Genomic DNA, 11,274 nt, shown 5'->3' with positions numbered 1-11,274 from the left:
TTTTAATAAGCGTTCGTTTACATCGCCTCATTCGGGCAGAGGTAAAGACCTGCTGGGGAGCGAGCGAGTATGGCGGGCCTGTTGAAATTCAGCGCGTTAATTGACCGTGTCAGCGAAATCGTCGGAAAATTTGCGGGTTATCTCGTTCTGGCCTGCTGCCTGATCAGTGCCGGTAATGCCTGCATTCGCTATGCGTTCAACTACAGCTCGAATGGCTGGCTGGAAATCCAGTGGTATCTGTTCGCGTTTATCGTTCTCTTGGGCGCATCCCATACGCTTCGTCTCAACGAACACGTCCGCGTCGATCTGATCTACGGCGCCGTCTCGGATCGCAAGCGGTTGTGGATCGATGCGATCGGCCTGGTGATCTTTCTGATCCCAGCATGCCTCTTTCTGGCATGGCTGTCCTGGCCGTTCTTCTCCCTGTCTTTCATGCAAGGCGAAGTGTCTTCGAATGCCGGCGGCCTGATCCGCTGGCCCGTCAAATTCATCATCGTCTCGGGGTTCGTGCTCCTTGCCTTTCAGGGCCTGTCCGAGCTGATTAAGCGGATCGCCGGCCTTACAGGCACCCTCCAGGTCGACACGACCTACGAAAAGCCACTGCAATAAGACCGCGCCATTCCGGGGGGAAACCAAGCTCATGTTTGAATACGGCGTAATGCCACCGGCCATGTTTCTGGGCATGATCATTTTCATGCTTTACGGCTTTCCGGTCGCCTTTTCCCTTTCCGCGGTCGGGCTGTTTTTCGGCTTCCTGGGTATCTACACCGGTCATTTCGAATATGCGTTCATGCAGGCCCTGCCGCTGCGCATTTTCGGCATCGTCTCCAACGACCTGCTTCTCGCCATTCCCTTCTTCACCTTCATGGGTGCCATTCTTGAACGCTGCGGTCTTGCCGAGGACCTGCTCGAAGGCACCGGAAAACTGTTCGGCGCAATTCCCGGCGGCCTTGCCTATGCGGTGATCATCGTGGGCGCGATCCTCGGCGCCATCACCGGCACGGTTGCCGCATCCGTCATCACCATGGGTGTGATTTCCCTGCCGATCATGCTGAAATACGGCTACAATCCGCGGCTGGCGACCGGCGTAATCGCAGCCTCCGGCACGATCACCCAGGTCATTCCGCCGTCGCTCGTCCTCATCGTTCTGGCCGATCAGCTCGGCCGTTCGGTCGGCGACATGTATCTCGGCGCCATCGGTCCTTCGATCCTGCAGGTCGTGATCTTCCTGCTGTTCATTCTCTTCACCTCGATCGTCCGGCCCCAGGATGTTCCGGCGCTGCCGCCGGAGGCCCGCGGCGAACTCAATGCCGCGCTGGTGTTGAGAGTGCTGTGGGGCATGGTCCCTTCGGTCGTGCTGATCTTCCTTGTCCTCGGCACCCTGTTCATGGGACTTGCCACACCGACGGAAGCCGGCGCGCTCGGCGTCGTCGGCGCCATGGCGCTTGCTGCCATGCACCGCCGCCTGACCTGGGACCTCGTCAAGCAGGCCATGCATTCGACAATGACGATCACCTCGATGGTCGTCTTCATCCTGGTCGGCGCCACCTGCTTCAGCCTGGTCTTCCAGGGCATGAACGGCGGGCTCTGGATCGAATTCCTGCTGTCTCATATTCCGGGCGGCGCCCTCGGCTTCCTGATCTTCGTCAACATCTTCATTTTCTTCCTGGCGTTCTTCCTGGATTTCTTCGAGATCGCCTTTATCGTCCTGCCGATGCTGGCACCGGTCGCAACCGCGCTCGGCATCGACCTGATCTGGTTCGGCGTGCTGCTCTGCGTCAACATGCAGACCTCGTTCATGCACCCGCCATTCGGCTTCGCACTCTTCTACCTGCGTTCGATCGCGCCGAAGACCGTGAAGACGAAGGACATCTATCTCGGCGCCATTCCTTGGCTCGGGATGCAGTTGATCCTCGTCGCCATCATCATCTTCTGGCCGGAATCCGTCACCTACTGGCTGGACAAGGCTCCGGACGTCGATCTCAATACGATCAAGATCGAAATCCCCGGCTTCGGCAATGATAGCGGCAACAACCAGATGCCCAATTTCGGCCTGCCGCCGATGGATGGTGCGCCCGGTCAGGGCGGCGGCGCGCAACCTGCCCCCGGACTACCCGGCATGCCCAACTTCGGCGAGCCACCCAAGATCAACCCGTAACGGCTTCGTCTTGCCAGAAAACCGGTGCAGTAGTACATTGGAGTGGAGAGCAAAGCGCGAACTCTGCCCTCCGTTTGTTATTTGACTAGGAAATTGAGCCGGACGGACACTGACCAGCCCGTCCGGTATTTCCTAACCAGCAACGTAATGCTCAGTGGAAACCACATCGCATCACCTCCTGTTCGACGGCAAGGCTTTTGCCTAAAAGTCGGGGAAGCCCGTCTTCACCGATACTCCGGCTGGCCACGGAGTGCTCTGCTTCTGCTTCCGAACACTGCCATCATAGATAACAGCGTGTGATTGTCGAGCCGACGCAACCGGTCATACGTGCAGCGCGTCTATTGCGTGAATCCAGTCCGGCGCCATCCCTCAGCTGCAAAACAAAACCCCGGACCTTGCGATCCGGGGTACGTGTCGTAGCAACGCTATGGAAAGATCAGATCTTGCCGTTTCGCTGCTGGATCATCATGAACGTGTCGAATGTGTACTCCGAAAGCTGCATCCAGAGGTAACCTTCCTTCTTGAATGCGACCTGGTCGTCGTAGACCTTCTTGAAATCCGCGTTGGTTGCGGAAATACCTTTGTAGACGTCCATTGCAGCCGTGTAGCAGGCCTCGAGGATATCCTGGCTGAATGGCCGCAACGTCGTCCCCTGCGATACGATCTGCTTGATCGCCATCGGGTTCTTCAGATCGTATTTCGCCATCATGTTGGTATTGGCGAAAGCGCAGGCATCGGTCAGCGCCGACTGATAATGCTTTGGCAGGCTGTTCCACTTGTCGAGGTTGATGAAGGCATGGATTGTCGGGCCGCCTTCCCAGAAAGCCGGATAGTAGTAATACTTGGCCACCTTGTAGAAGCCGAGCTTGTGGTCGTCATAGGGACCGACCCACTCCGCCGCATCGATCGTGCCCTTTTCCAGCGCCGGATAGATATCGCCGCCGGCAATCTGCTGCGGTACGGCGCCGAGCTTTTCGAGCACCTTCCCGGCAATGCCGGCAATGCGCATCTTCACGCCCTTAAAGTCGTCGACGGTGTTGATTTCCTTGCGGAACCAGCCGCCCATCTGGGCGCCGGTATTGCCGGCCGGAATGCCGTAGATCTGATGCTTGGCATAGAACTCGTTCATCAGCGTATTGCCGTTGCCCTGGTAGAACCACGAGTTCGTCAGGCGCGCATTCATGCCGAAGGGGATCGCCGTGCCGATCGCAAAGGTCGGGTCCTTGCCGACAAAATAGTAGGAGCAGGTATGGCACATCTCGACCGTGCCAGCGGAGACCGCATCGGCCGCCTGCAGACCCGGGACGATCTCACCACCTGCAAACGGCTGGATCGTGAAATTGCCGTCGGTGGCGGCTGCAACATGCTTCGCGATATCGTCGGCGCCGCCATAAATCGTGTCCAGCGATTTCGGAAATGACGATGTCAGGCGCCAGTTGATCTTCGGGTTCTGCTGGGCAATGGCAGGTGTCGAAAGCGGAACAGCAAGCACTGTGGCTGCAGCGGCTCCCGCGCCGCCGACTGCCGTCTTTTTCAGGAATGAACGACGATCCATCAAAAATCCTCCCGGGTTGAACAGACCGCGAAGATGTCTCCTCCCATACCTCGCCAGTCCTAGATGAGGTAATCATGTTGCTTGAATGCTTGCAAGCAGACCATGTAACAATGACGGCGGGCCAAGGTTAAACCGCATTATACTTTCGTCTTCCGCGAGTCGTCGTGGTTCACGCTGCACGGCGTGCTACGGCTTGACTTCACCCCGCCTCCGGCAGCAATACGGGATGAGAACCACTGCCCCGCCTGGAGATTGTTCATGCCCGTCTCGTGCCGCAAGCCCATCGTCGCCGTTCCCGCCGATCTCAGGCAATTCGAAGGCGCCCTCTGGCACGCCACACCCAACCAGTATGTCAATGCGGCGCTGAAAGTGGCGGACGTCATGAGCTTCATCGTTCCCGCCTTCGAAGAGGGCAACGATGTCGAAACGATCCTCGACCGGGTCGACGGCGTGCTGGTCTCCGGCGCCGTCAGCAATGTCCACCCGTCGCTCTACGGCCGCGAAGCGACCGAGGCAGACGGCCCCTTCGATCACGGCCGCGACGCCACCTCGCTGCCGATGATCCGCCGCGCGATTGAGCGCGGCATTCCGCTTCTCGCCATCTGTCGCGGCATCCAGGAGCTGAATGTCGCGCTGGGTGGCACGCTGGCAAGCGAGATCCAGGATCAGCCGGGCAACTGGGACCACCGCAAGCCCGACGTGCCAGACCGCGACGCGATGTACGCGATCCGCCAGCCGGTCTTCGTCAAGGAAGGCTCCTGCATCGCGGATTTCCTCGGATTTGCCGGCGAAGTCCAGGTGAATTCGCTCCACCGCCAGGCGATTGCAAAGACCGCTCCCCGCCTGAAGGTGGAGGCGACGGCCGCAGACGGCACGATCGAGGCGGTGTCGGTGATCGACGCGAAGAATTTCGCCGTTGGCGTCCAGTGGCATCCGGAATACTGGGCCGAAACCGACGCACCGTCGGGCGCCCTGTTCCGGGCGTTCGGCGATGCGGCCCGCGCCTATGCCGCATCGACAAGCGGCGAGACAAGTGCGCCGGTTGCCCGTACCGCCTGAAGCGCCTCGTCGTCTTTGCCGGTTAGCCCTTGACGGGGGTTTCCGGAACCGGCGTCAGCACGCGGCCGTCCTTGAACCAGCCGATCAGGTTGTCGACGACAAGATCGGCCATCGCATTGCGGGTCTGAACCGACGCGGATGCGACATGCGGCAGAAGGCAGGTATTGTCGAGAGCGATCAGCTCCGCCGGTACGTTCGGCTCGTCGAAGAACACGTCAAGCCCGGCCGCGGCAATCGTCTTGTCGCTGAGGGCGGCAATCATTGCCTCCTCGTCAACGCTCGATCCACGTCCGACATTGATAAACACGCCGCCCGGCCCAAGCGCTTCGAAGATCTCCGCATTGATGATCTTGAACGTATCCGGCGTCCCGGGCGCGATGCAGATCAGCGTATCGACGGCCTCAGCCATCTCCTTTAAGGACGGATAGTAGATATAGCCGACATCCGAGCGCTGGCTGCGGCTATAATAGCCGATCGTCACCTTGAACGGCTCAAGCCGCTTTGCGATTTCGAGACCGATGCGGCCAAGGCCGAGAATGCCGATGCTGCGGCCCTTCAGTGAAAACGGCGACAGCGGAAACGGCCCTTCGCTCGCCCACCGGCCTTCGCGCAGATAGGTTTCCGCCTTCGGAAACTGACGTAGCGTATTGAGGAGCAGCGCGATCGCCGTATCGGCCACTTCATCGTTCAGGACGTCAGGCGTGTTGGTGACGATGACGCCCCGTTCGGCCGCCGTCTTCGTATCGGTGCCGTCGTAACCGACGCCGAAGCTGGAGATGACTTCGAGATTGGGAAACGCGTCGATGACGGCAGCATCGCATTTGCCGGAAACCGCGATGCCACGCACGCGCGCTTTCGTTTCGGCGTCGACGGATGCCAGTTCCGCATTCGCAGCCGAGATGACCTCGAAACTGTCGTTCAGACGCTCCAGAACGCGCGGATGGATACGGCCCGGCACGAAGATGGTGGCAGGATTCTCAGACATGCAGCAACCTCTTTATGAAGAATAATCAGCGTGGACGAAAGACGCCGGTCGACTGGCGCAGACGCATTTCCGGCTTGATCAGATGGAGACCGTCAGGCTCATGGCTCCCGGCAAGACGATCGAGCAGTGCCCGCGCCGCTAAGCGCCCGACATCGGCCTGTCCGTTGGAAACGGTGGTCAGAGACGGCGTCGAGATCGAAGCTTGTTCCAGATCGTCATAGCCGGTGACGGAAATATCGACGCCCGGTGTCAACCCGGCCCGCGCGATGCCGTTCATCAGGCCGATCGCCACCAGATCGTTCCAGCAGACCGCAGCCGTCGGCTTTTGCGGTAGGGACAGGAAATGCACCGCCGCCTCGAACCCGCCCTGCATCGAACGGGGTCCCGGAATGCGCAGGTTCGGATCGACCTCGATATTGGCTTTCAGCAGCGCGTTGACGTAGCCCTGGTAACGGTCGCGACCGGTCGATGTCTGGTCGGTGCCGCCGATCATGGCGATCGCCCGGTGGCCGAGGCCAATCAGATGGTTGGTGGCCAGCGAAATGCCATAAGCATCGTCGCCACGATAGGTCGGCAGGTCGAGGCCTTCCATCGAGCGGGCAACAAGAATGGCCGGCATGCCGTTTTCTTCGGCAAGCTTCATATCCTCGATCGGCGTCCCGATCGCCGGCGACATGATCACGCCGTCGCCACCCAGCTGCAGCAGCGTCTCGATGAACGTGCGCTGCTTTTCGACCGAGTCGTAATGGTTGGAGAGGATGAACGTATGACGGCTGCGGTCGAGCTCGCTCTCGATGGCTTTCAGGATTTCACCGTAAAACGGGTTCATCACGTCATGCACGACGACACCGATAATGCCGGACCGCGAGGTGCGCAGACTGGCGGCACGGCGATTGTAGATATAGCCAAGCGCCCGCGCTTGTTCCTTGATCTTCTCGCGGGTATCAGAAGCCACGAGCGGACTGTCCCGGAGAGCAAGCGAAATCGTAGCTGTAGAAAGACCGAGACTTTCGGCAATCGTCGACAGTTTGATTTTCTGCGCCATCTAGCCCCGCGTTCTCATGCAGCCTGCATTCCCACGCAGAGCACCCGAATTAAAGTTTAAATAAACAATTTAATTCCATGCGACAATCCTGTGACGGGATTTTTCGGACGAGCAGGTTGCCAAACGCAACCCTCAGTCGCGATCGCCCTCATCCGACTGAAGATTGTGCTCGACGGCTTTGAGAAGTTTGAGAAGGGTGCGAACCTCCTTGTCCGAAAGACCTTTGACGGCCAGTTCGCCGCACTCGGCCACCGCGCGGCCGATCTGCTCGACGCTCTTCAGACCAGTCTCCGTCAGATGCACCTTGGTCAGGCGACCATCCGTTCCATCCGACCGGCGCTCCAGAAATCCCTGCGCTTCCATGCGGCCGATCGTGCGGGTCATGGTGGGAGCCTTGACGCCCATGCGGTTGGCAAGATGACCCGGCGTCATGCCGTCTTCCTCGGAAAGCGCTAGGATCACCCCGTCCTGCCCGGCATAAAGGCCGCTTTCGACCAGACTGCGGGACAAGGCGGTGCGCATTGACCGGGCGGTCTGTGTAATGACAGGCGCAAGGTCGGTTGCGGAAAGACCAGCGCCGTCCTTCTTCTTGCCCGACTTGGATTTCTTGTCGCCTTTTTTCTTGCTCATAGGCTCCGCCCGTTTTGCGTCATGGAAGTCGGCGCTATAACTATACCACGCCACCCTTATCGAAACCCGGAATTGACCGCCAGATGCCGCATCCCTTGCCGCGCTATCATGACAACGATGTTACGCCCCCGTCCACAGAAAGCGCTAAAAGAGGCGACTGGATCGCCGTTCTGCCGCTCGGCGCCTACGAACAGCACGGTCCGCACCTGCCTTTCGAGACCGATACGCTGATCGCACAGGGCCTTGTCGACCGCATCATCCCTGCCCTTCCGGCTGATCTTCCGGTCACCTTCCTCCCGGTGGAGCCGGTCGGCTACTCGATCGAGCATATGGATGTGGCAGGAACGAAGACGTTGGCCTTCGACGAGGCTGTCCGCCGCTGGCTCGGCATCGCCGAGGAACTTCACAAGCAAGGCATCCGCAAACTGGTGATGCTGAACGCCCATGGCGGCAACGCGCCGCTGCTGACGATCGTCACGACAGAGGCCCGCGTCCGTTTCAACATGCTGGCGGTCGCAACAAGCTGGACCCGCTTCGGCCAGCCCGAAGGCTGGATCGCTCCGGAGGACAAGGCAATCGATATCCACGGCGGCGATATCGAGACCTCCGTCATGCTGGCACTGTGGCCGGACCGTGTGAGCATGGAAAGGGCCGAAAACTTCCCATCGCGCCAGACAGATTTCGCGAAAGACTTTCGCCACCTGCGCGCGTACGGCCCACATGCGTTCGGGTGGAAAATGTCGGACCTAAACGAAAAGGGCGCCGCCGGCAACGCAACCGCTGCCACCGCAGAACGGGGCGAGCACCTGGTGAAGCACGCGGTGAACGGCATCATCGAGTTGCTACGGGATGTGGCACGGTTTGACGTGTCCCCGTTTCGATAGCCTTGCACCATTCTGCCAGACCGCATACCTTTCGCAGGACACCGGAGGCTGACGGCATGCAGGTATCGGTACAGGAAGCCCAGAAAAATCTGAGTGTGTTGCTTGATCGCGTCGAAAGTGGCGAGGACATTGTGCTCACAAAAGACGGCGTAACGGTTGCCCGGATCGTCCGGTCGGCGCCACAGCTCAGCCGCGAAGAGCGGCGCGCTATCCTCGATCGGGTCCGCGCGATGGCTCCCCCGTTTCCACCCGGGGAACCCACAGCCGACCGAAGCCACGATGATCTCTACGATGAGGACGGACTGCCCGTATGATCTCGTTCGACACGTCGGCGCTGATCGCAATCGTCGGCAACGAACCGATGGCCAGTCACTGCATTACGGTTCTCGAAGTCCCGACAGAACATTTCATCCTATCAGCAGGTACGTTGCTGGAAGCACAGATTGTTGCCGCCAGGAAAGGATGCCGGTCCGGGCTGGACGAGTTGCTCGCATCGCTCCCGTTCAGCATCATAGACGTCACCGCCGCCCGTGCCGAAATCGCTTCTTCCGCCTACCGACAGTTCGGCAAGGGCTTCCATCCGGCAGGGCTCAACTTTGGCGACTGCTTCGCTTATGCGACAGCCAAGGAGTTCGGCTGCCCCCTCCTGTACATCGGCGAAGACTTCGCAAAGACGGATATCGCCTCAGCGCACGCCTTCCCCTGATCATGTGATCATATAACATTCAAAACCCCTTTGAACTCGCGCGGCCTTGCCCTTATATGAGGCCAACACGCTTCCGCGCTCCCCCGAGCGCTCCAGAACCCTTAGAGGTTTCCCATGACTGAAAACACCGCTCCCGTCGCTGCAAAGCCAATTCCTGTGACCGTGCTGACCGGCTATCTCGGCGCCGGCAAGACGACCTTGCTCAACCGCATCCTGTCGGAGAGCCACGGCAAGAAATACGCCGTGATCGTCAACGAATTCGGCGAAATCGGCATCGACAACGATCTGATCGTCGAGTCCGACGAAGAGATCTACGAGATGAACAACGGCTGCGTCTGCTGCACGGTTCGTGGCGACCTGATCCGTGTCGTTGAGGGCCTCATGCGCCGCCCGGGCCGCTTCGACGGCATTATCGTCGAGACGACGGGCCTGGCCGATCCGGTTCCGGTCGCCCAGACCTTCTTCATGGACGACGATGTTCGCGCAAAGACCGAACTCGACGCCGTCATTGCTCTGGTCGATGCCAAGCATCTGCCGCTGCGACTCAAGGATTCCCGCGAGGCCGAAGACCAGATCGCGTTTGCCGACGTCGTACTGATCAACAAGACCGATCTTGTGACCCCGGAAGAGCTCGCCATCGTCGAAGACGTCGTGCGCGCCATCAACCCGACTGCCCGCATCTACAACACCAGCCGCTCGGGCATCGATCTCGCCCGCGTGCTGGATCAGGGCGCCTTCAATCTGGAACGGGCGCTGGAAAACGATCCGCATTTCCTCGACCACGACCACGAAGACCATGTCTGCGGCCCCGATTGCGGTCACGACCACAGCCACGACCATCACGGGCATGACCATCACGCGCACGACCACGATCATCATGATCACGGGCATCATGATCACAAGCATCATGACCACGGCCATCATGCGCATCACGATGCGATGTCGCCGATCCATGATATCACGGTGAAGTCTGTCTCTCTGCGCGGCGGCGAGATGAACCCGGATCGCTTCTTCCCGTGGATCCAGAAGATTACCCAGGCGGAAGGTCCAAACATCCTGCGCCTCAAGGGCATCATCGCCTTCAAGGGCGACGAGGAGCGTTATGTCATCCAGGGCGTGCACATGATCGTCGAAGGTGATCACCAGCGTCCGTGGAAGGATGGCGAAAAGCGTGAAAGCCGTCTCGTCTTCATCGGCCGCGAGCTCGATTTCGACAAGATCCAGAAGAGCTTCATGGCTTGCCAGGCTGAGGTTGCTGTCGCCTGATGCCAACCGTTGCACCTCTTGATATCGATGGTCATGTCGTCGCGGCTCACTTTCTCGGCGACATCCCGATCTTTGCCACTGCTGCCGGCACCATTCACCGCCTCGACGGCGGTGAAAAGGTAACGGATGCCCACCATGGCCTGTTGACCTGTATCCGCGATCCCTTCAGCGCCACCCTATTGAGTGGCGGCGAAGACGGCAGGGTGCAGCGCATTTCCCATGATGGCACCGTCACCACGATTTCGGAAACGCCGCGCAAATGGATCTCCGTCGTCGCCGGCGGGCCGCAGGGTGCGGTCGCCTGGGCGCAAGGCAAGTCCAGTTTCGTCAAGCTCTCCGACGGCACCCTCAAGGAAGTGAAGGAAGAGCGCAGCGTTGAAGCCATCGCCTTCGCACCGAAGGGGCTGCGGATTGCCGCTGCACGCTATAACGGCGTATCCTTGCATTGGGTCGGCACCAACAGTCCGATGCAAGATCTCGACTGGAAGGGCGCCCATACCGGCGTCACCTTCTCTCCGGACGGCCGTTTCCTTGTTACCATGATGCAGGAAAACGCGCTGCACGGCTGGAAGCTCGACAGCAAGTCGGGCGAGAGCCGCCATATGCGCATGACCGGCTATCCGGCCAAGGTGAAATCGCTGTCCTGGTCGGTCAAGGGCAAATGGCTCGCCTCTTCCGGCGCACCGGCCGCGATCGTCTGGCCGTTTTCGGCCAAGGACGGCCCGATGGGCAAGGCACCGATGGAACTCGGCACGCGCGCCAACATCATGGTGACGCAGGTTGCGTTTCATCCGCTCGAGGAAGTGCTCGCCATCGGCTTTATCGACGGCATGGTCCTCGGTGTGCGCATTGCCGACGGCAAGGAAGCGCTGCTGCGCCGGCCCGGTAAGGGCGCCATCACGGGCTTGAGCTGGAGTGCCAGCGGTAAGCTGCTCGCATTCTCGTCTGAAGCCGGCGACTGCGGCGTGATCGACATTTCCGGCTGA

The 11,274-nt window shown here is 59.9% G+C and carries 12 protein-coding genes; 8 read left to right on the top strand and 4 right to left on the bottom strand.

The genetic code is table 11. The annotated features are described in order from the left end of the window. Positions 1-69: 69 nt before the first annotated feature. Both IFT59_RS02545 and IFT59_RS02540 read left to right on the top strand, forming a co-directional pair. Positions 70-609, top strand: coding sequence for a TRAP transporter small permease subunit (locus tag IFT59_RS02545; RefSeq protein ID WP_062461080.1), 540 nt, complete (start codon positions 70-72; stop codon positions 607-609). Between the two features lie 31 nt (positions 610-640). Next, positions 641-2,158, top strand: coding sequence for a TRAP transporter large permease (locus tag IFT59_RS02540; protein ID WP_062461083.1), 1,518 nt, complete (start codon positions 641-643; stop codon positions 2,156-2,158). A 436-nt stretch (positions 2,159-2,594) separates the two neighbouring features. Here IFT59_RS02540 and IFT59_RS02535 read toward each other — a convergent pair whose 3' ends face one another. Then, complete coding sequence (locus tag IFT59_RS02535) at positions 2,595-3,713, bottom strand: TRAP transporter substrate-binding protein (RefSeq protein WP_192086015.1); 1,119 nt, start codon at positions 3,711-3,713, stop codon at positions 2,595-2,597. A 258-nt stretch (positions 3,714-3,971) separates the two neighbouring features. Here IFT59_RS02535 and IFT59_RS02530 point away from each other — a divergent pair, with 258 nt between their 5' ends. Next, positions 3,972-4,772, top strand: coding sequence for a gamma-glutamyl-gamma-aminobutyrate hydrolase family protein (locus tag IFT59_RS02530; RefSeq protein ID WP_192086014.1), 801 nt, complete (start codon positions 3,972-3,974; stop codon positions 4,770-4,772). A gap of 22 nt (positions 4,773-4,794) precedes the next feature. Here the strand turns inward: IFT59_RS02530 and IFT59_RS02525 are convergent, their stop codons facing one another. From IFT59_RS02525 to IFT59_RS02515, 3 genes are all read right to left on the bottom strand, one after another. Then, entirely contained in the window at positions 4,795-5,757 is a 963-nt protein-coding gene (locus tag IFT59_RS02525) for a 2-hydroxyacid dehydrogenase (protein WP_192086013.1), read from the bottom strand. 25 nt (positions 5,758-5,782) lie between these two features. Next, positions 5,783-6,802 carry a LacI family DNA-binding transcriptional regulator gene (locus IFT59_RS02520; RefSeq protein WP_062461099.1) on the bottom strand — a complete coding sequence of 340 codons (1,020 nt, stop codon included), beginning with the start codon at positions 6,800-6,802 and terminating at the stop codon, positions 5,783-5,785. Positions 6,803-6,934: 132 nt separating this feature from the next. After that, positions 6,935-7,432, bottom strand: coding sequence for a MarR family winged helix-turn-helix transcriptional regulator (locus tag IFT59_RS02515; protein WP_062461102.1), 498 nt, complete (start codon positions 7,430-7,432; stop codon positions 6,935-6,937). An 83-nt stretch (positions 7,433-7,515) separates the two neighbouring features. Here IFT59_RS02515 and IFT59_RS02510 point away from each other — a divergent pair, with 83 nt between their 5' ends. From IFT59_RS02510 to IFT59_RS02490, 5 genes are all read left to right on the top strand, one after another. Next, the gene (locus IFT59_RS02510) at positions 7,516-8,316 is read left to right on the top strand and encodes a creatininase family protein (protein WP_192086012.1); all 801 of its coding nucleotides are present in this window, start codon (positions 7,516-7,518) and stop codon (positions 8,314-8,316) included. Positions 8,317-8,372: 56 nt separating this feature from the next. Beyond that, positions 8,373-8,630: a type II toxin-antitoxin system Phd/YefM family antitoxin gene (locus IFT59_RS02505; RefSeq protein WP_192086011.1), complete on the top strand. Its 258-nt coding sequence runs from the start codon at positions 8,373-8,375 to the stop codon at positions 8,628-8,630. Beyond that, on the top strand, positions 8,627-9,022 hold the full coding sequence (locus tag IFT59_RS02500) for a type II toxin-antitoxin system VapC family toxin (RefSeq protein WP_192086010.1): 396 nt from the start codon (positions 8,627-8,629) through the stop codon (positions 9,020-9,022). Before IFT59_RS02505 ends, IFT59_RS02500 begins: the two co-directional genes overlap by 4 nt. A 114-nt stretch (positions 9,023-9,136) precedes the next feature. Then, on the top strand, positions 9,137-10,288 hold the full coding sequence (locus IFT59_RS02495) for a CobW family GTP-binding protein (RefSeq protein ID WP_113469218.1): 1,152 nt from the start codon (positions 9,137-9,139) through the stop codon (positions 10,286-10,288). Next, the gene (locus tag IFT59_RS02490) at positions 10,288-11,274 is read left to right on the top strand and encodes a WD40 repeat domain-containing protein (protein WP_192086009.1); all 987 of its coding nucleotides are present in this window, start codon (positions 10,288-10,290) and stop codon (positions 11,272-11,274) included. The genes IFT59_RS02495 and IFT59_RS02490 overlap by 1 nt, the downstream gene beginning before the upstream one ends.

Origin of the sequence: Rhizobium sp. CFBP 8752 (assembly GCF_014842035.1) — a bacterium.
GTDB lineage: Bacteria > Pseudomonadota > Alphaproteobacteria > Rhizobiales > Rhizobiaceae > Neorhizobium > Neorhizobium soli.
This window is presented reverse-complemented; position numbering and strand designations above follow the sequence as displayed.

What these genes read in the sequence shown, in the direction of transcription:
- IFT59_RS02545 (WP_062461080.1), top strand. Translation starts at nt 70, where the DNA reads ATGGCGGGCCTGTTGAAATTCAGCGCGTTAATTGACCGTGTCAGCGAA.
- IFT59_RS02540 (WP_062461083.1), top strand. Translation starts at nt 641, where the DNA reads ATGTTTGAATACGGCGTAATGCCACCGGCCATGTTTCTGGGCATGATC.
- IFT59_RS02535 (WP_192086015.1), bottom strand. Translation starts at nt 3,713, where the DNA reads ATGGATCGTCGTTCATTCCTGAAAAAGACGGCAGTCGGCGGCGCGGGA.
- IFT59_RS02530 (WP_192086014.1), top strand. Translation starts at nt 3,972, where the DNA reads ATGCCCGTCTCGTGCCGCAAGCCCATCGTCGCCGTTCCCGCCGATCTC.
- IFT59_RS02525 (WP_192086013.1), bottom strand. Translation starts at nt 5,757, where the DNA reads ATGTCTGAGAATCCTGCCACCATCTTCGTGCCGGGCCGTATCCATCCG.
- IFT59_RS02520 (WP_062461099.1), bottom strand. Translation starts at nt 6,802, where the DNA reads ATGGCGCAGAAAATCAAACTGTCGACGATTGCCGAAAGTCTCGGTCTT.
- IFT59_RS02515 (WP_062461102.1), bottom strand. Translation starts at nt 7,432, where the DNA reads ATGAGCAAGAAAAAAGGCGACAAGAAATCCAAGTCGGGCAAGAAGAAG.
- IFT59_RS02510 (WP_192086012.1), top strand. Translation starts at nt 7,516, where the DNA reads ATGCCGCATCCCTTGCCGCGCTATCATGACAACGATGTTACGCCCCCG.
- IFT59_RS02505 (WP_192086011.1), top strand. Translation starts at nt 8,373, where the DNA reads ATGCAGGTATCGGTACAGGAAGCCCAGAAAAATCTGAGTGTGTTGCTT.
- IFT59_RS02500 (WP_192086010.1), top strand. Translation starts at nt 8,627, where the DNA reads ATGATCTCGTTCGACACGTCGGCGCTGATCGCAATCGTCGGCAACGAA.
- IFT59_RS02495 (WP_113469218.1), top strand. Translation starts at nt 9,137, where the DNA reads ATGACTGAAAACACCGCTCCCGTCGCTGCAAAGCCAATTCCTGTGACC.
- IFT59_RS02490 (WP_192086009.1), top strand. Translation starts at nt 10,288, where the DNA reads ATGCCAACCGTTGCACCTCTTGATATCGATGGTCATGTCGTCGCGGCT.